This window comes from Photobacterium minamisatsumaniensis (genome assembly GCF_050336695.1).
Classification (GTDB): Bacteria; Pseudomonadota; Gammaproteobacteria; order Enterobacterales; family Vibrionaceae; genus Photobacterium; species Photobacterium minamisatsumaniensis.
In genome coordinates this window covers 90,750-108,378 of record NZ_JAKJSI010000012.1, presented here as the reverse complement: position 1 = coordinate 108,378, position 17,629 = coordinate 90,750, and the positions used below count along the sequence as shown (strand labels likewise).

Genomic DNA, 17,629 nt, shown 5'->3' with positions numbered 1-17,629 from the left:
TTGCTCGCGTAAACTCTGGCTTAGAACTAACCATTAAGAAAACGGGAACCTCGAGTTCCCGTTTTTTTATGCCTTGTCTTCATTTTCTTTCTTCTTGCGGTCGTTGATGGCTTGTTTATGTATTAGCTCATCAAGCTCTTGTTCACGCGATTGCTTGTTTTGCATGTATTCAGCCTTATCCTTAACGCCAAATTTCATGTTAGCGGTGTACTTCAAAGCCGCAATATTACTGACCACCACACTAACGATGACTATGCTGATTACCCACGGGTTTAGTAGCCATTCCATTTACACCTCACAGATATTCTCTATGTACTTACTATAAAGACTATCAAGGTTTATCAATATCTGCGACTTTCCTTCTATGTCGGCCTTGCTAAGTGTGCGCTTGAGCATGTCAGAAGTGAATTGATGAAGCAGTATATTGCTTATTGGGCTGTAGCTTATGTGCCACGGCTCAACGGCAACCCCATTTCGGTCTTCACGATAGGGGAGGTAGAAGCCGTATTCAGGCATGGTTTCTGTTAACCAAAGACTGAATTCAGCCTGATGCCCTTGGCCTTGATACTCCCAAGGTTCAAGTTGTAACTGGGTACCATTAGGCAGGCAATTGGCCGCGTAGACATCAACGTCGGTGCCCCAATGGTGGCGGCTGCCTCCGGGTAAGGCTGACCAACGCATAATGGCGTGAATTTTATCGAGTTCACTTAACGCGCTTGGATCTAATGGTTGACTGTTACTATCGAGTAGCGGCCGTTGGCCGGAAAACTTCGCATTCCAAATCAAGAGTTGCCGTTCAAAAGGGCGAAAAGCGCTGGCTAGTTGAAGATCAAATCCAGCTTTGAGCGCGGCATTTTTTAACGCCTGCAAGGCTGGAGCTGCTTGCTGGTGCACGAAATGTTGACCAAATGGCACCAAGTGAGTGTCAAGTTGTCCGGTAAGTTGTCCGGCAGTATGCTGCCGGACATTCGTTGGGTGTTTAATCATGAAGGTGGTTAGTATCCATGGTTGATTGAATGTTCAATCAAAGGGCTTTTTCCAACACTTTCTGATACATGTCGGTGAGCTTCTCTAAGTCAGCAACTTTCACACACTCGTTGACTTTATGGATAGTGGCATTGACAGGGCCCAGTTCGATAACTTGAGCACCAGTACGAGCGATGAAGCGTCCATCAGACGTCCCTCCCGTTGTGAGCAACTCAGGCTTCTTATGGTTAACTTCTTCAATTGCCTCTACCACTGCAGCCAGCAATGTACCTTCATCAGTAAGGAATGGGTGCCCACTGAATGTCCACGTTAGATCATAGTCTAGCCCGTGAGCATCAAGAACTGAATGCACTTTTCGCTTAATATCGTCAGCGGTTAATTCAGTGCTAAAACGGAAGTTGAACTGAACATGGAACTCCCCTGGGATCACATTTGAAGCGCCTGTTCCAGCAGATAAATTCGCGATCTGGAAGCTGGTGGGTGGGAAGTAGGCATTGCCGTTATCCCACGTTGTTGCAGCTAGCTCTGCCAATGCTGGCATAGCACGGTGTATAGGGTTTTCCGCAAGGTGAGGGTAAGCAACGTGGCCTTGAATCCCTTTGATAATGACATCACCAGTAATTGAACCACGACGTCCATTTTTCACCACATCACCAACGGCATGGGTACTTGATGGTTCACCGACAATACACATGTCGATTTTTTCGTTACGTGCTTCAAGGGTGTCAATCACACGGGTCGTACCATTAATGAATGGGCCTTCTTCATCAGAGGTGATCAATAAGGCAATCGAGCCGTTATGATCTGGGTGCTCTGCGAGGAAGCGTTCAATCGCAACAATGATGCAGGCGAGTGACCCTTTCATATCGGCGGCACCACGGCCATGAAGATAACCATCGATAATGGTCGGTTCAAAAGGCGACGTATGCCACTGCTGAAGCGACCCTGCTGGTACCACATCGGTATGACCTGCAAAGACAAACAACGGGGCTTCTGTACCGCGACGTGCCCACAGGTTGGTTGTATCTTCGAACACCATGGTTTCAATGGTAAAGCCAAGCTGCTCTAGGCGTGCAATCATCACGTCTTGGCAGCCGGCATCTTCTGGGGTGACTGATTGGCGGCTGATAAAATCTTTCGCAAGCGCGATGACTGGGCTATCTGACATCCTTGTATCCTTCATTAGCTAGTTTGGAAAATTTGTTGGTATTGGGCAGGCTTAAAGCCAAGGTGGTAGCTGTCGTTATGTACCAGCAGCGGGCGTTTGATCATGGCTGGAAACTCCAGCATTAGCTCAATAGCGGTTTCTTGGTTAAGACCCGCTTTTTGCTCATCGCTTAATTGGCGGTACGTGGTGCCGCGTTTGTTTACCATGGCTTCCCAGCCAAGCTGTGCTTCGAACTGGACGAGCATGTCACGATCTAAACCGTTTACGCGGTAGTCATGGAAACTAAATTGAATATTTTCAGCCTCCATCCACTTCTTCATTTTCTTTACGGTATCGCAGTTTTTAATTCCATAGGCAACGGTATTAGTCGTCATCTTGTAATTGTCCTTAAGGTGCTGATAAGACATGTGTTTGAAAAGCATAAAAGTGACGTTATCGCTATCAAAGATACAGTCTTTGTTGTTATCTAGTTATGTGCCTAATACTGACTTATCCCACTGAGAGACGCAAGAGTGTGATCCAGACACGGCGTACCTTTTAATCAGGCTTCGCTTTCGAGTACACTAGCCGCCGCTTTCGATCCCCCTTTAACAATGGATTCATAATTGTGCAGACACTTTCTCAGCTTAAATCTGGCGAACTGACAGGTATCAAACGTTTAAAATTATCAGAAAACCTGACAACGTTTCCTTTGGAAATTTTATCGCTGGCTGACAGCTTGGAGATCTTGGATTTATCGGATAATCAATTAAGTGCTCTTCCTGAAGAACTGAGTCAACTCAAAAAATTAAAGATCCTTTTTGCATCAAATAACCTATTTGACACGCTACCTGTAGTCCTTGGTCAGTGCCCAGAGCTGGAAATGATTGGTTTCAAATCAAACCATATCAACCAAGTACCGGAAGGTTCACTGCCTCTAAAGCTACGTTGGTTAATACTGACTGACAATAGAATCGAAGTGTTACCGGATTCGTTGGGTGACAGAACACGTCTACAAAAGCTGGCATTGGCGGGGAACTGTTTAACGTCGCTGCCGCAGACTATGAGTAAACTAGATAACCTTGAGTTGCTGCGGATATCCGCGAACAGGCTGACTGACTGCCCAGATCAATTGCTGGGATTACCGAAACTGGCTTGGTTTGCTTTTGCGGGTAATCCATTCTGCCAGGCAAATGTGAATATTAAATCGGTCCCGACAGTTTCGGCTTCGAGTTTCAAACTTGGTGATGTACTTGGGCAAGGTGCATCCGGCGTTATTTCAAAGGCGAATTGGCATCAGACACAAACTGATTTCCCTGATGATATCGCCGTGAAAGTATTCAAAGGCGAAGTGACGAGCGATGGCTACCCAGAAGATGAATTACAGGCGTGTTTGAAAGTGGGGAATCATCCAGGCTTGGTTCAATCGCTGGCACAGGTTGATGAAGCTGGCTATCGCGCCTTGATCATGAATTTGATCCCTCTGCACTACAAAAACTTGGGTTTACCGCCAAATTTCGATACCTGTACTCGAGATACCTTTCCTGCCGGTTTTGCTTTGAAGGCCGAGCAAATCGAGAAAATGGTGGCTCAAATGGAAGAGGTGTTTGCCCATTTGCATGACAACCAAGTGTGCCATGGTGATTTATATGCACATAACACCTTGTTTGATGACGCTGCCAATATCATCTTTGGTGACTTCGGTGCCGCATCGATGTACCACATGTTAACAGCCGATCAGCAGCAAAAAATCAAACAGATTGAACATCGTGCCTTAGTGCATTTTATTGATGATTTGGTGAGTGTTTGTGTTGAGGCGGATCGAAACAATAAAACGATCTGCCAATTAAAGCGACGTATACAAACGTCGTGATATCGACTTGAAATGATCGCTCGGAATATAGAGAACCGAGCGATTATTTGCCGTGATTAGCGCTGCCGTTATCGGTATAGCTGGCTTTTAGCCGGTGTAACCTCAAATAACTTGGCAATATCCGCTAAATAAACCTGGGCCACTTTCGCGAGTTGCGGGTAAAAAGACGAGAGTTTTTCTGTCTCTTGTACGACCTGTAGATACCGGTCTCCCCATGGCAGTAGATGTACTTGCAGTAATTCTGCTGCCGCGTCGTACTTTTCTGATTCCAACATTTCCACGAAAGCCAGAAGCATTAAACCAAACTGATCATCAGGCTCATTCATTTCGGTATTGAGCGCGATAGCATGTTGGTTAAGAAACTGACGGTAACGTAACGTGGTTGCACCCATCACGATATTTTCAGGATCAAGATATACCGAGCCCCAAGGTGGTGCTGGCATTTCACCGATACCTTCAAAGAGCGTACTGTAATCATGCGCAAGCAATGATTTGTTATCGATGTTTATAGGCGCAATGTGTTGCCGAATGCTGTCTTGCTGTGCTTCTTCAAAAAAGTCAGCCAGATCAGAAATTGCGGGAAGAATGTTTGCCATTGCTGGGTGCGAGGGTGAGTAGTAAAAGAGAAAACCTAAGATTCTCGGTACAACGGTGATCATCCAATATTCTCCTGAACGTATTTGTTGTGTCGTGAGTTTGCTTGATTGCCCGGCTTGACGCCGGGCAATGATATTACATTGAGATAGCCCACAAATTGTAGAAGGCGATACGACCGATTAATTCGCCTGCTAATATTACCCCTGCACCTGTTATCAATAGTGGCTTTGCAACCGTTTTTTGCGTTAAGGCATAGCCGCCAATCGCGACCGCAATTAATAACGCGGCGGCTTGCATGCCCCAAAGGCCATACTGTTGTACGGCCAAATCAGGCACAACTTGTGTCACAAAACCAATGTAGTCTGGCTTTGCAAACAACGAGATTAAAGCACCAACCGTTAATGTTGCCACGCCAATCTTTTGTGCGCCGAGCATTAACGAGAATGCGCCGCCGATCACCAATACCGATAGCCACATTTGTAGTGTGGTATGGGCAGTATCCCAGCTCGCAACGGTGGCGAGTTGATAAACTTGTGGAATTGAACCCGCAAAAAGTAATCCGCTAACAACGGTCAGTTGGTTGCTGAATTTCTGCAGGGTCTCTTTTCCTGGTAAATAGCTGAGTGCAACAGTCGCTGCGGCACAGGCCATGAACAAGCCACTCAGTACGATTTCGTTACTCATTGGTGAACGGCCTAAGCCGAAGAGTAAGTTAAAAGCACGCAGTGGTTGGCCCATGTGTAAACCGCCAATTGCAGAGCCGATAACCAGTAAAATGGCAGCGACAAGATTGGCTTTTTTGAGCTGCTCTGCGTCAATTTGCTTTGTTGTGTGCGCCAGTAAAGATAAAACAAAAATGCCGGCAGCTGCTTGACCAAATACCGTAAAGAAAACTAATGGTAATTCATGCATTGTTTATACCTCCGCCGGGTTTTGCACTGCACCTGTTTCATCGCCACTAGGGCGAGAATCAGAGTGTGGTTTAACGATCAAGTTCGGTTGAGTGAGGCCGGGATCGGGTAGTGGGGCAAATGCATTCTGCTGGCCATGACGTTCACGCAGCACCTGAATTTCATCGAAGTCCAGTGCGCGCTGTGGACATGAGTCTACACATACTGGCTTCTTGCCTTCTGCGACACGCTCAAAGCAACCATCACACTTGGACATCACCTTCTTCTCGGCATCGAACTGCGGCGCGCCATACGGGCAACGCATTTCACAGTAACGACAACCCACACACGCATCTTGGTTGACGACCACAAGGCCATCTTCTTTACGTTTATGCATCGCCCCCGTTGGACAGCCTTCAACACAGGTTGGCTCATCACAGTGATTACATGAGATTGACAGGTAATAGTTGAAGACATCTTGGGTCCAAGTGTTGCCGTCTTTCTTCCAGATACCGCCACCATATTCATAAACACGGCGGAATTTAGGACCAATATCTTGATCCTTTTCATCCTTACAACTTACCGAACATGTTTTACAGCCAGTACACTTCGCTGAGTCTACGAAAAAACCGTATTGCTTCATTTGTTATTCTCCTTAGACTCGTTTGATTTCAACTAGGTTGGTGTGCTGTGGGTTACCTTTCGCCAAGGCTGTCGCGCGTTGTGTCGTCAATGTATTGATACAACCACCGACATCAACACCATCTTTGTTCTTCTGTGCCCAAGCGCCTTCAGGGATAGCAACCGTGCCCGGCATCATTCGAGCTGTTACTTTCGCAGGCATACGTAATCGACCACGATGGTTAAACACTTCGACTACATCACCATTTTTAACGTTACGTTGCTGGGCATCAATGTCGTTGATCCATACAACATCAGGCGCAACTTCTTTTAGTTGTGCGACAGAAGAGTAGGTCGAGTGGCAGTGGCCCTTGGTATGGAATCCGGTTAATTGAAGTGGGTAGCTCTTGAGTGTTTCAACATCTTCAATGCCTTCAATTGCAGGGTGGTATTCTGCAATGGGTGAGATCTTGTCACCTTCAAGTACCGTACGTACTTCAGCAAGCTGTGCGAGTGCTTCTGAATACATCTCAATTTTACCTGATGGTGTTTTTAGAGGGTTTGCCTCAGGGTTATCTCGGAAATCTTTCAGCGCGATATGTTGGCTGCTGTCGGCAACACGGCGATCGATGATCCCCATGCCATCAGTATCAGCAAAAGTAGGGAGGGCTGGATTATTCTTGCGAACCTCATTGTAGGCATGCTCAACCCATTCTTGATAGGTGCGGCCTTCCGTAAATTGCTCTTTTAAGCCCATTTTTCCAGCAATTTCAGCTAATACATCATAGGTCGGGCGGTTTTCCCACATTGGCTCAACGGCTTTTTGTAGGCGCACAAGGTAATGATATGAGCCTGACTGGTATGAGTTATTGATCAGATCATCAGACTCGAGTGTAGAGACATCAGGCAGCAGCAAGTCGGCATATTTTGCTGTTGGGGTCATGTGGTTATCCCAAACCAGATTAAACTCAACCAGCGATTCATCCGTGAGGATTTCATGCGTACGGTTTAGGTCGGAATGCTGATTCCCTGAAATATTACTCGCGTAATTCCAGAGCATTTTGACATTGGTTGTCAGTTTTTCACGGCCACGGACATAATCATCCTTCGCGGTCATTTCTTCACCGCGAACAATTGCGTCAGTCCACAAGAAGCAAGGAATAGAGACTTTTATTGGATTAGGTAGCGCTAAACCTGAAAGGCCGTACGGGACACTCCCGCCCCATGTGCCGATATTTGTTCCTGGACGACCGAATTGGCCCGTCATAATTGGCAGCATCATGATTGAACGGGAAGCTTGTTCCCCTGTTTGGGTACGTTGTACCCCCCAACCTTGAGATATCCATGCTGCTTTGGCATTGGCAATTTCACGTGCTAATTGCTGAATACGTACCGCAGGGATCCCTGTTAATTCACTTGCCCATTCTGCTGTTTTTGGCGTGTTATCTTCGCCTAAGCCAAGAATGTAAGACTTGTAAGATGAATTAGCTGGGGCGCTCTCTGGAAGGGTATTTTCATCCCAGCCGATGGCATACTGATTAAGCATTTCATCGTCGATCAGTTCTTCGGTGATCAGGGTGTAACCCATAGCGGCAACCAGTGCTGCATCGGTACCCGGACGGATTGGTAGCCACTCACTGTCAAAGGCTGTCACGCTATCGGTACGACGTGGGTCGATGATAATGACCTTGGCGTTACTTTGCTCTAAAGCATGATAAATTTCAGCAATTTGGCCGCCACCCGACATACGTGTTTCAGCCAAATTTTGGCCAAACATAACGACTAAATCCGAGTTTTTGATCTCGGCAAATAACGTTTGTTGTTCCGTGCCGTAGATATTGCCAGCTTGACCAAAAATATAAGGTTGGACAGTGTTCAGCTGCGCTTCTGAATATGTATTATGCATATCCAAGAAGCCGCCAGCTAAATTGAGCAAACGCTTACAGGTATTACGGCCTTGTAGGTTGGCACCCGTTAGGCCCGAACCGTATTGGTAATAAATTGCTTCATTGCCATGGGTATCAATCACGCGACGTAACTCTTTTGCCACGATGGTTGTTGCTTCATCCCAGCTAATACGCTTGAATTTGCCTTCACCACGTTTACCCACGCGTTTCATTGGGTACTTTAAGCGGTCAGGGTTATAGGTGCGCCAGCGGGCTGAGCGGCCACGCAAACAAGGACGGATTTGATGCTGACCGAAGATGGCTTCATTAACCCCGTCTTCAGGAGAGATCTTAACGGCGACACCATTTTTAACGTGTACCTTAAATGGACAACGGCTGCCGCAATTGACCAAGCAAGCGCTGTATTTGATGCTTTCTTCAGTTTGAACGTCGACTGAGGCTGCGTGAGTTTTAAATGGGAGTGAGATTGCACTTGCCGCGGCGGCAGCTCCAGATAAGACAGCTGAGTTTTGCATGAACTTCCGGCGACTTAATAGGTGCGATTTTATTTTATGGGTTATTGTCATTAATAATGCCTCTATATTACTTATGAGCACTATTAACTATTTAGAGGTATACAAATATGATCATCATCAAGAGGGTTTTCATATTTCGTCATAATTTGTAACACGCCATTAATGAGGTTCTAGTAAGAACGGTTGGAGGTTAGTTCGATGGCGGGTCTGGAGGGCTTAAGCACTGTAAATCATAGCGAGTTTTATAAGCCATAAACAATTAGCAATACCAACCAAGAAAACAATGGTTCGCCATGGACTGAGTTTACACGCGTAGCAGATCATATATACCAGACGGGAGATAACGAAAGCCGAGGCTGGCAACGTTGCTTCTGCTTCGGGAACCCCCGCTAAGTGCGCGATAAAGACACAGCTTGCAAATACGATTGTGGTTTCCCAGCCATTTGCTTGGGCGGCTTTTACTCTCGCTGCTGCACCTGTGAGTTCACGCTCTTGGATCCTCGGCTGATTGATATCAAACCGGCCAGTTTGTTTGATGGTCAGCCAACCACCAATTCCAGCAAGTAGATAGTTGATAAAAATAATGATCAGGATGCACCAGAATGCGGGTGTCATATAGGCTTCTCAACGAACGGGAAGTACATGCCATTAGTTTAGGTGAGGTCATCGAAAGTGAAAGCTTGTTATAGCTGATGCTGTATTCAGATTTTTTGAGGAAGCAATTAAGTGCATCATTTGCCAAGGTAATATAGTCAGGCGCGTATTTTATGTGTCTGTTCTGTGAGCTGGGTTAGGCATTACGGGGAGCTTAGGTGACATTTTTCGCCGTGTTTTTCCATATGGTTAAATGGTAATTTAAGGTTATTGATCTGTATCAAAAGTTATTTGTTATTGTTAATTTTTGTAAATTGATTTCAATCAATGTTGTTGAATATTAAACTGGTTACATTCTGCTCCATTCAAAAGTGAATGTCGAAAAGCCATAAAAATGGTTTATTTATATACATGAATGGAGTCAATAATAATGAAAAAGACCCTTTGTACTTTAGCGATTTTGACCGCTATCGTTTCAGCCCCTCAAGCACTTGCTCACAAGAAAGGGGACATCCTCATTCGTGCTGGCGCGGCAGCCGTTGTTCCTAACGAAAGCAGCGATGATGTTATTCTTGATGGTGTCGGTAATCTGGGTGAGTTTGGCGTTGGGTCAAATACCCAACTCGGCCTGACCTTTGGTTATATGCTGACTGATAATATTAGCCTGGAAGTGTTAGCCGCCACACCGTTCCGACACAAGGTATCACTTGATGCAACAGGTGATATTGCTGAGGTCGAACATCTACCACCGACCTTTATGTTGCAGTACTACTTTATGGACAGTGGAAGCAAGTTCCGCCCTTATGTTGGAGCTGGTGTGAATTACACCACTTTCTTCAATGAAGAGTTTAACGGCACGGGGAAAAGTGTTGGTTTAAGCGATCTTTCATTGGATGATTCATGGGGGCTGGCGGCAAATGTCGGGCTGGATTACATGATTGACGATAAATGGTTTGCAGGCGCATCGATTTGGTATGCTGATATTAGTACCGATGTAAAGTTCAAACAGGATGGCGTTCAGATGAAAGTGAGTACAGATATTGACCCTTGGGTCTTTATGCTTGCTGTTGGTTACACTTTTTAACCCTTAATGACATGGATTCAAAATGCAAATGACCTTTAAATGTTCATCTTGCAAGTAATTGATTGCATGTTACTTTTTGTTTTAAGATTGTGAGTGATAATCGTTAGTGAGAGTTGGATCACTAATTTTCTTTTGATAAATGGGGGAATCCTCCCTCATTTTGATCAAACTCAACAACCATTTTGTAGAAGTCGGAATAATGAAACCTCAAATTATGGAGGTCTCAATGGAATTGAATCCGGTTTTTGCCCGTCGTCTTTATCTCGCATTATTGGTTGAGCAGCTAGAACGTCCCAACGTTCCTAAACTGATTGAAATTACTGGCTGGCCACGTCGTACCATTCAAGATGTATTGAAAGCCCTGCCAGGCTTTGGTATTGAATTGGCTTTTGTTCAGGATGGTAAGCGCCACAATGATGGCTATTATCAGTTAAGCGATTGGGGGCCTTTCGACCTTCAATGGGTTGAATCGAGAGAGAGGGATATCATCACTTCGGTCTCTTGCTAATGAAAAACCGCAGTGATGCGGTTTTTTTATTCTCTATTATCTTAAGGTTTCGCACAGTGGTAGCTGTTACCTAGAATTGTTACTGAGGTATCAAACGACTGTGGGCTATACAGTAATACCGTATTACCGCCGGACAGATAGGCTTGGTTGCGTAGGTCGTTAAGCGCACCCCGCATTAAATCTTTATTGCTGATAAACCAGAATGTATACCAATGTCCTTCGGTGCCGATCAAGTCAGATTGCTTAATACAACTAGACAGCTCTGGCTGATTTCCCCAGTGAATATCAACAGACTGAGCCTCTGGCATGAGCGGCTTTACGGCACAGCCAGAGAGTGTGAGTCCAATAAGAGCTACCAAGCATCGAGATAATTTCACTGTTTATTGGCCTTGTGATTCAAGGTATAACACGGTTGCAGCTGTGCGTGATTTAACCTGCAGTTTTTTCAACAAGCTTTTCATGTGCACTTTTACTGTCGCTTCTGAAATAAATAACGTGTCAGCAATTTGTTTATTGCGATAGCCCTTTGCAACCTCTTGTAATATTTGCGTTTCTCGATCTGTTAAACTATCGAGAAGCGAGTCTTGCTCATTGCTTTCTTCCAAGTACTCACGCACGATATCGTTATAGGCTTTACCGCCGCATAAGGCTTGTTTAAGTAGCTCTATCAGTTGGTCGGGTTCGGTATCTTTAAGTAAGTAACCATCAGCACCAGCATTAATGAGTGCCTTAACATCAGAGCGGCTGTCTGATACCGTTAATACGACAATACTGGCTTGTACACCTTCTGCTCGCATTGCGTTGAGCGTATCAAGACCAGACATGCCTTTCATATTTAAATCTAATAGGATTAAATCAGGCTCGGTTTCGCAGGCGAGCAGGACGGCATCAGCCCCATTGCTGGCTTCTCCAATGATCTCAAAGTCGCTCTCAAAGCTTAATAACTGGCTTATTCCACGGCGCATAAGCGGGTGGTCATCCACAATCATAATTTTCCAACACGTCATATTTTTTATCCTTGAGGCTCAAGCTGGAAATCTAGAATGACTTCGCTTCCTGCGCCTTGGGTTGTTTTAATATCGAGCTTACCGTTTAGTCGCGAAGATCGTTCAGCCATGATCGTAAGACCATAATGATTCAGCTTTTCGGTGCTAGGATCAAACCCATCACCATCATCTTTAATGCTGATGGTGATGTCATTATTGTTTTGATGGCAAGTGACAATAATTTCATCAGCTTTAGCATGTTTAACCGCGTTTAATACTGCTTCTCTGATCAGTTGTAATAGGTGCACTTGATGTTGTGCATCTAGGTTTAGTGACGAAATTTGGTTATCAATCACTAACAAAGCATCACTCTGCTCTTCAAGAGGAGTGAGCATTTCAACCAACGCTTCACCAAAATTGGCTTCTTTAATGGTCAGACGAAATGTACTTAACAATTCTCGTAACTGTGTATAGGCGCTAGACAGCCCCGTATCAATATCACCAATAATCGCCATCGCATTTTCCATTTCATCTTTTCCAAGCTGGCGCTTAAGCAAGGTCACCTGAATTTTCAAATACGATAAAGATTGGGCGAGTGAGTCATGAAGCTCTCTGGCTATCGTAGCACGCTCCTCCATTAATAATAATTGCTCAGCTTGTTTTTGTGCTCTGTTGTAATAGATACCTCGAGCCAGTGTTCGCGATATATTTTCCAGTAGGATCTTATCTGGGCAAGGTAGGGTGTATTGCCACCAAAGTTGTCCAAGAATTTGGCCATCCAACTCTAGGTCTTGAAAATGCCAAGTGGCATCTGAGGGGTGTCCGGAGGAAATCTCAGTGTTAAGCCCATTGCTTTCTTCGATAATTAACTTGGTTGCCGTAAGGCCTTCAATCGCCAATAGCGTGTCGAGCATGGCTGAGAAATTTTTTGATGTTAAGCGGCTTTCTTTTAGTTCTTGTGAGCAATCATAAAGTACTTGTAATGAGTCATTGGCTTGTTGTAATCGACGTGTTTTTTCATCGACGGTTTGCTCTAAATTTCGATAAAGTTTGCCCAATTCTGAAGCCATTGTGCTGAAAGCTTCCGCGAGGATTCCGAGTTCATTATCACTTTTAACATTGAGGTTAAGGTTAAACTGACCTTCTTGAATCTGTTCGCTCGCGAGCACTAATTGGTTAAGTGGGGTAACAATTTTTCGTCGAGTAAAGTGAATGGTAAACAGTGCCACGATCAATATCAGGCTAAGGCCAAGTCCGCCGACAACAGAGAGTATTTGTAGTTTGATAATTGAAAATTCTTGCAGCTCGTAAACAAACTGATCAATGCGATCAACAAACTGTTTTACCTCCCCTAAAAAAGCCCGCTCATTGCCATTGTGTAACAGTGGGTGAAGGCTCTCCCAGCGGCCGATTAGGTTGTAATAATGTACTTTTATGTCGGTTGGCACAGTCCAGTGTTCAAGTGCTGCCATGGAGGGAGAAAACAGGGAACGTTCGAACTGGTCGAGATGCTCGATCAGGGTCGGTGACTCTGTTTCTATATCATAAGCTAAGCGATAGCTTTGCATCCGGAGTGAACCCGAGACATTAACAGCTTCTGCATCATTCAAGCTTGAGGCTAATGTGAGTAGCGCAAAGCTCGTGGTAGCGACCGAGAGCAGTAAAATTGCGAGCATCGCACGGGCAATCGTAGTGGTAACGGGCTTAAGCGGCCTATTTTGCACGTATTTTCCTTATGAATCGTTGGTTTACTCGTAAGCAAAGGCCATTTTAAATCATGGCTGGTCTATATTAATTATAAGTTGTGTTTTTTTAACTTTGGTGAGTGATTTTTTGTTCCGGCTCAAAAGTGTTTTTGAGCTCATAGTGTGAGCGTTGCGGTTTAAATTTATTGATCCAAAACAATTTACCCCGGTATTTAGCCCTAAGTGGGTATTTAAGCATTTATTACTAGATTTAAACTTGCCGTGTAAAAAAAAGACAACTTATGAATGGTTTTGAATGTTCATTCGTTGGTCACAGGTATTATGTTATTTCAACGGGTCACAATTAGCTCGTAATACCCATTTTTATTCATAATATTTCACGAGGATAGAATCTATGTTTGATTGCTCCCGTCGCCGCTTGCTAACTCGGCGCCGACCTGACTTACAGAGAATGCCTTGGGTCGTGGATGAAGATGTATTTACTGACAGTTGTACACGCTGCAATAAATGCATTAGTGCCTGTGAAACACAAATTATTACCAAAGGCGATGGTGGGTTTCCTATTGTCGACTTTAACCGTGGTGAATGTACGTTTTGCTACCGTTGTGCAGATAGTTGCCCTGAGCCGCTATTCCAGCCACAAACGGAGCAACCTTGGCCGCTGGTGGCACAAATCAATGAAGGGTGCTTAGCCCATAAAAATATTGAGTGCCGCAGCTGTGGGGATATGTGTGATGTACAAGCCATCAGTTTTAAGCTCCAGTTTGGCGGGGTGGCTAAGCCAGAGTTGAATTGGGTGGATTGTACGGGGTGTGGCGCATGTGTGTCGGTTTGTCCGACATCGGCAATCACCATGGTAATGAATAATAACGAAGAGAATTAGCAATGGCATTACAAGAAGTACACATCTCAAGCTTAGTTGTTCATGTAAAGCCGGAATATTTGGCATCGATAAAGACCCAGATTTCGGCAATGCCAAATGCAGAAATATACGGCGACAGTGAAGAAGGGAAGGTTATCGTAGTTTTGGAAACAGAAAATCAAGGCTATGTAACTGACACAATAGATAAAATAAATAACTTAGAACACGTATTAACGACGTTTTTAGTGTATCACCAAATTGAACACTTTGACTCGCAATCTGAGGATGATTCATGAAAATGACAAGACGTGCGTTTGTGAAAGCAAACGCCGCTGCATCGGCAGCAGCTGTCGCAGGCATCTCACTGCCAGCAACAGCGACTAACTTAATTGTTAGCTCTGATGAAACAAAAATTAAGTGGGACAAAGCGCCTTGTCGTTTTTGTGGTACAGGTTGTTCAGTGTTAGTGGGTACACAGAATGGTCGTGTCGTAGCTACTCAGGGTGACCCTGAATCACCAGTTAACAAGGGCCTTAACTGTATTAAAGGCTACTTCCTGTCAAAGATCATGTACGGAAGGGATCGTCTACAAACGCCAATGCTGCGTATGAAATCTGGTGAGTATGCTAAAGACGGTGATTTCCAACCTGTCTCTTGGGATCAAGCCTTTGATGTAATGGCTGATAAGTGGAAAGAAGCACTGAAGAAGCAAGGCCCTTCTGGCGTTGGTATGTTCGGTTCTGGTCAGTGGACAGTAATGGAAGGCTATGCCGCATCGAAAATGATGAAGGCGGGTTTCCGTTCAAACAACATTGACCCAAATGCTCGTCACTGTATGGCGTCTGCTGTTGTTGGTTTCATGCGTACTTTTGGTATTGATGAACCAATGGGTTGTTACGATGATTTCGAACATGCTGATTCGTTTGTGCTTTGGGGCTCAAACATGGCAGAAATGCACCCTGTATTATGGACACGCATTACTGACCGTCGCTTAAGTAATCCACATGTTAAAGTGAATGTAATGTCTACCTATTATCACCGTTCATTCGAACTGGCTGACAATGGTATGATCTTCGAACCTCAAACGGATCTAGCAATTGCTAACTTCATTGCTAACTACATTATCCAGAATGATGCAGTGAACTGGGATTTCGTGAATAAGCACACTAACTTTAAGCGTGCTGAAACCGACATTGGTTATGGTCTTCGTGATGAGCATCCATTACAGCAGCAAGCGAAAAATGCTAACTCTGGTGCAATGCATGCAATGACATTCGAAGAGTATAAAGCTTCGGTGGCTGAGTATACGGTAGAAAAAGCATCTGAAATGTCAGGCGTTTCTCAAGAGAAACTGATTGATATGGCGAAACAGTATGCAGATCCGAAAACCAAAGTGATGTCACTGTGGACCATGGGTATGAACCAGCACACGCGTGGTGTATGGATGAACAGCCTTGTTTACAACATTCACCTGCTAACCGGTAAGATCTCTCAGCCAGGTAACAGCCCATTCTCGCTAACCGGTCAGCCTTCTGCATGTGGTACTGCCCGTGAAGTGGGTACGTTTGCTCACCGTTTGCCTGCTGATATGGTTGTTGCTAACCCTAAACACCGTGCCTTTGCTGAGAAAATCTGGCAGCTACCTGATGGCACAATTCCGCCAAAACCTGGTTACCACGCGGTACAGCAAGACCGTATGTTGAAAGACGGTAAGCTAAACGCTTACTGGATCATGTGTAACAACAACATGCAGGCTGGCCCTAATATTAATGAAGAGCGTCTACCGGGTTACCGTAACCCAGAGAACTTCATTGTATGTTCTGACCCATACCCAACAGCAACGGCGCAAGCGGCAGATCTTATTCTACCAACTGCAATGTGGGTAGAGAAAGAAGGTGTGTATGGAAATGCTGAACGCCGTACTCAAGCATGGTACCAGCAGGTAGAAACACAAGGCGAGTCAAAGTCTGATCTTTGGCAAATCATGGAATTCTCAAAGCGCTTCACCGTCGAAGAAGTGTGGGGCGATGAACTACTCGCTAACGCACCTCAGTACCGTGGCAAGACAATGTACGATGTGCTGTTCAAGAATGGTCAGGTTGATAAGTTCCCGCTATCAGAAGCACAAGCACTTAATGATGATGCTCAAGCACAGGGCTTCTACGTTCAAAAAGGCTTGTTCGAAGAATATGCTGCCTTTGGTCGCGGTAAGGCACACGATTTAGCCCCTTACGATACTTACCATGAGGTTCGTGGCCTTCGTTGGCCGGTTGTTGATGGTAAAGAAACCCAGTGGCGCTTCTCTGAAGGCAATGACCCGTATGTACCGAAAGGTGCTGGTTTCAGTTTCTATGGTAAGCCAGATGGTAAAGCAGACATTATTTTTGCACCGTTTGAGCCTGCTCCAGAAGTGCCAGATAGTGAATATGACTTGTGGCTATGTACTGGTCGAGTACTTGAGCATTGGCATACGGGTACAATGACGCGCCGTGTTCCTGAGCTATACAAAGCGGTACCAGATGCACTGTGTTATTTGCACCCAACTGATGCACAAGAGCGTGGTTTGCGTCGCGGTGATGAAGTGTTGTTAGAATCTCGCCGTGGTGAAGTACGTTGTCGTGTTGAAACTCGCGGTCGTAACCGCCCACCAGTAGGCTTGGTTTTCGTACCTTTCTTTGATGCACGTATTTTGGTGAACAAATTGATCATGGATGCAACCGATCCGCTGTCGAAGCAGACCGATTTCAAGAAGTGCCCAATTAAAATAACCAAAGTATAACGATTCAATTTTATGAAAAGGCTGGCTGTCTATCTCAATATTTAAAGTGATAGACAGACCATCTTTGACTCGAATTTAGCCTGTAGGCGGAGAAAAAAATGAAACGACTAGTCTTAGCAGTCATGGCTATCGGTATGATGCTGGCCGGTACGGTACACAGTGAAGAAGCATTGCATAACCCTGGTGGTATTGGCGGGGTAGAATCGTTACGTGGTGCCAGTGAGCTTGAAGCGACACGTGCTGCTGATCCAATGAAACGCTACCCGCGAGATCAAGGCACGATTGATAGTGACTACGTGTATCAGCCACCATTGATACCACACACAACCCGTAACTATGAAGTCTCTCAGAACGCAAATAAATGTCTGGCTTGCCACAGCTGGAAGAACGCGAATGAAATGGGCGCAACCAAGATCAGTGTGACCCACTATCAGTCACCGCGTGAAGGCCAAGTATTGTCTGATGTATCACCTGCTCGTTACTTCTGCCTGCAGTGTCACGTACCTCAAGCGGATGCTAAGCCATTGGTTGAAAATGACTTCCAGCGCGTTGATGCACTGCGCTAGTTATAGC

General features: G+C 45.2%; 19 protein-coding genes. 7 read left to right on the top strand and 12 right to left on the bottom strand.

Annotated elements, in window-relative coordinates:
- Positions 1–66 precede the first annotated feature (66 nt).
- The 4 genes from L4D78_RS04295 to L4D78_RS04280 are packed head-to-tail and all read right to left on the bottom strand — an operon-like array spanning position 67 to position 2,529.
- Positions 67–288, bottom strand: a complete 222-nt coding sequence (locus tag L4D78_RS04295) for a DUF2897 family protein (protein WP_428456026.1) — start codon at positions 286–288, stop codon at positions 67–69.
- A complete protein-coding gene (locus L4D78_RS04290) occupies positions 289–987 on the bottom strand; it encodes a M15 family metallopeptidase (RefSeq protein WP_428465803.1) in 699 nt (232 codons plus the stop codon). It lies immediately after the preceding gene.
- 37 nt (positions 988–1,024) lie between these two features.
- Positions 1,025–2,155 carry a succinyl-diaminopimelate desuccinylase gene (gene dapE / locus L4D78_RS04285; RefSeq protein ID WP_428465802.1) on the bottom strand — a complete coding sequence of 377 codons (1,131 nt, stop codon included), beginning with the start codon at positions 2,153–2,155 and terminating at the stop codon, positions 1,025–1,027.
- Between the two features lie 14 nt (positions 2,156–2,169).
- On the bottom strand, positions 2,170–2,529 hold the full coding sequence (locus tag L4D78_RS04280) for an ArsC family reductase (protein WP_428456029.1): 360 nt from the start codon (positions 2,527–2,529) through the stop codon (positions 2,170–2,172).
- Positions 2,530–2,762: 233 nt separating this feature from the next.
- On the opposite strand from L4D78_RS04280, the gene L4D78_RS04275 reads away from it, so the two are divergent.
- Positions 2,763–4,007: a leucine-rich repeat-containing protein kinase family protein gene (locus L4D78_RS04275; RefSeq protein WP_428465801.1), complete on the top strand. Its 1,245-nt coding sequence runs from the start codon at positions 2,763–2,765 to the stop codon at positions 4,005–4,007.
- Between the two features lie 68 nt (positions 4,008–4,075).
- Here L4D78_RS04275 and L4D78_RS04270 read toward each other — a convergent pair whose 3' ends face one another.
- The 5 genes from L4D78_RS04270 to L4D78_RS04250 form a co-directional block, all read right to left on the bottom strand.
- Complete coding sequence (locus L4D78_RS04270) at positions 4,076–4,666, bottom strand: molecular chaperone TorD family protein (RefSeq protein WP_428465800.1); 591 nt, start codon at positions 4,664–4,666, stop codon at positions 4,076–4,078.
- Between the two features lie 73 nt (positions 4,667–4,739).
- Positions 4,740–5,516, bottom strand: coding sequence for a dimethyl sulfoxide reductase anchor subunit family protein (locus L4D78_RS04265; RefSeq protein WP_428465799.1), 777 nt, complete (start codon positions 5,514–5,516; stop codon positions 4,740–4,742).
- Positions 5,517–5,519: 3 nt separating this feature from the next.
- Complete coding sequence (locus L4D78_RS04260) at positions 5,520–6,137, bottom strand: DMSO/selenate family reductase complex B subunit (protein WP_428465798.1); 618 nt, start codon at positions 6,135–6,137, stop codon at positions 5,520–5,522.
- A 12-nt stretch (positions 6,138–6,149) separates the two neighbouring features.
- Positions 6,150–8,588, bottom strand: a complete 2,439-nt coding sequence (locus L4D78_RS04255; RefSeq protein ID WP_428465797.1) for a DMSO/selenate family reductase complex A subunit — start codon at positions 8,586–8,588, stop codon at positions 6,150–6,152.
- Between the two features lie 165 nt (positions 8,589–8,753).
- Positions 8,754–9,152, bottom strand: coding sequence for an MAPEG family protein (locus tag L4D78_RS04250; protein ID WP_428465796.1), 399 nt, complete (start codon positions 9,150–9,152; stop codon positions 8,754–8,756).
- Positions 9,153–9,561: 409 nt separating this feature from the next.
- Here L4D78_RS04250 and ompW point away from each other — a divergent pair, with 409 nt between their 5' ends.
- Both ompW and L4D78_RS04240 read left to right on the top strand, forming a co-directional pair.
- Positions 9,562–10,215 (top strand): outer membrane protein OmpW, encoded by a 654-nt coding sequence (gene ompW / locus L4D78_RS04245; RefSeq protein ID WP_428465795.1) that lies wholly within the window; start codon positions 9,562–9,564, stop codon positions 10,213–10,215.
- 226 nt (positions 10,216–10,441) lie between these two features.
- Positions 10,442–10,723 (top strand): winged helix-turn-helix domain-containing protein, encoded by a 282-nt coding sequence (locus tag L4D78_RS04240; RefSeq protein WP_428456037.1) that lies wholly within the window; start codon positions 10,442–10,444, stop codon positions 10,721–10,723.
- A gap of 41 nt (positions 10,724–10,764) precedes the next feature.
- On the opposite strand, the gene L4D78_RS04235 is transcribed toward L4D78_RS04240, so the two are convergent.
- From L4D78_RS04235 to narQ, 3 genes are read right to left on the bottom strand one after another with little or no spacing between them, the layout of a single operon-like run.
- Positions 10,765–11,100: a DUF4156 domain-containing protein gene (locus tag L4D78_RS04235; RefSeq protein ID WP_428465794.1), complete on the bottom strand. Its 336-nt coding sequence runs from the start codon at positions 11,098–11,100 to the stop codon at positions 10,765–10,767.
- A gap of 3 nt (positions 11,101–11,103) precedes the next feature.
- Complete coding sequence (locus tag L4D78_RS04230) at positions 11,104–11,730, bottom strand: response regulator (protein ID WP_428465793.1); 627 nt, start codon at positions 11,728–11,730, stop codon at positions 11,104–11,106.
- Positions 11,731–11,735: 5 nt separating this feature from the next.
- Entirely contained in the window at positions 11,736–13,433 is a 1,698-nt protein-coding gene (narQ, locus tag L4D78_RS04225; protein ID WP_428465792.1) for a nitrate/nitrite two-component system sensor histidine kinase NarQ, read from the bottom strand.
- 376 nt (positions 13,434–13,809) lie between these two features.
- Between narQ and napF the strand changes: the two genes are divergently transcribed.
- The 4 genes from napF (at position 13,810) to L4D78_RS04205 (ending at position 17,622) form a co-directional block, all read left to right on the top strand.
- Entirely contained in the window at positions 13,810–14,298 is a 489-nt protein-coding gene (napF, locus tag L4D78_RS04220; protein WP_428465791.1) for a ferredoxin-type protein NapF, read from the top strand.
- Positions 14,299–14,300: 2 nt separating this feature from the next.
- A complete protein-coding gene (locus tag L4D78_RS04215; RefSeq protein WP_428456042.1) occupies positions 14,301–14,573 on the top strand; it encodes a chaperone NapD in 273 nt (90 codons plus the stop codon).
- Positions 14,570–17,056 (top strand): periplasmic nitrate reductase subunit alpha, encoded by a 2,487-nt coding sequence (napA, locus tag L4D78_RS04210; RefSeq protein WP_428465790.1) that lies wholly within the window; start codon positions 14,570–14,572, stop codon positions 17,054–17,056. Before L4D78_RS04215 ends, napA begins: the two co-directional genes overlap by 4 nt.
- 98 nt (positions 17,057–17,154) lie before the next feature.
- Positions 17,155–17,622, top strand: coding sequence for a nitrate reductase cytochrome c-type subunit (locus L4D78_RS04205; RefSeq protein WP_428456044.1), 468 nt, complete (start codon positions 17,155–17,157; stop codon positions 17,620–17,622).
- The last annotated feature ends 7 nt before the right edge of the window (positions 17,623–17,629 follow it).

Excerpts from the sequence above, each read along its gene's own strand:
- L4D78_RS04295 (WP_428456026.1), bottom strand. The coding sequence starts at position 288 with ATGGAATGGCTACTAAACCCGTGGGTAATCAGCATAGTCATCGTTAGT.
- L4D78_RS04290 (WP_428465803.1), bottom strand. The coding sequence starts at position 987 with ATGATTAAACACCCAACGAATGTCCGGCAGCATACTGCCGGACAACTT.
- dapE (WP_428465802.1), bottom strand. The coding sequence starts at position 2,155 with ATGTCAGATAGCCCAGTCATCGCGCTTGCGAAAGATTTTATCAGCCGC.
- L4D78_RS04280 (WP_428456029.1), bottom strand. The coding sequence starts at position 2,529 with ATGACGACTAATACCGTTGCCTATGGAATTAAAAACTGCGATACCGTA.
- L4D78_RS04270 (WP_428465800.1), bottom strand. The coding sequence starts at position 4,666 with ATGATCACCGTTGTACCGAGAATCTTAGGTTTTCTCTTTTACTACTCA.
- L4D78_RS04265 (WP_428465799.1), bottom strand. The coding sequence starts at position 5,516 with ATGCATGAATTACCATTAGTTTTCTTTACGGTATTTGGTCAAGCAGCT.
- L4D78_RS04260 (WP_428465798.1), bottom strand. The coding sequence starts at position 6,137 with ATGAAGCAATACGGTTTTTTCGTAGACTCAGCGAAGTGTACTGGCTGT.
- L4D78_RS04255 (WP_428465797.1), bottom strand. The coding sequence starts at position 8,588 with ATGACAATAACCCATAAAATAAAATCGCACCTATTAAGTCGCCGGAAG.
- L4D78_RS04250 (WP_428465796.1), bottom strand. The coding sequence starts at position 9,152 with ATGACACCCGCATTCTGGTGCATCCTGATCATTATTTTTATCAACTAT.
- ompW (WP_428465795.1), top strand. The coding sequence starts at position 9,562 with ATGAAAAAGACCCTTTGTACTTTAGCGATTTTGACCGCTATCGTTTCA.
- L4D78_RS04240 (WP_428456037.1), top strand. The coding sequence starts at position 10,442 with ATGGAATTGAATCCGGTTTTTGCCCGTCGTCTTTATCTCGCATTATTG.
- L4D78_RS04230 (WP_428465793.1), bottom strand. The coding sequence starts at position 11,730 with ATGACGTGTTGGAAAATTATGATTGTGGATGACCACCCGCTTATGCGC.
- napF (WP_428465791.1), top strand. The coding sequence starts at position 13,810 with ATGTTTGATTGCTCCCGTCGCCGCTTGCTAACTCGGCGCCGACCTGAC.
- L4D78_RS04215 (WP_428456042.1), top strand. The coding sequence starts at position 14,301 with ATGGCATTACAAGAAGTACACATCTCAAGCTTAGTTGTTCATGTAAAG.
- napA (WP_428465790.1), top strand. The coding sequence starts at position 14,570 with ATGAAAATGACAAGACGTGCGTTTGTGAAAGCAAACGCCGCTGCATCG.
- L4D78_RS04205 (WP_428456044.1), top strand. The coding sequence starts at position 17,155 with ATGAAACGACTAGTCTTAGCAGTCATGGCTATCGGTATGATGCTGGCC.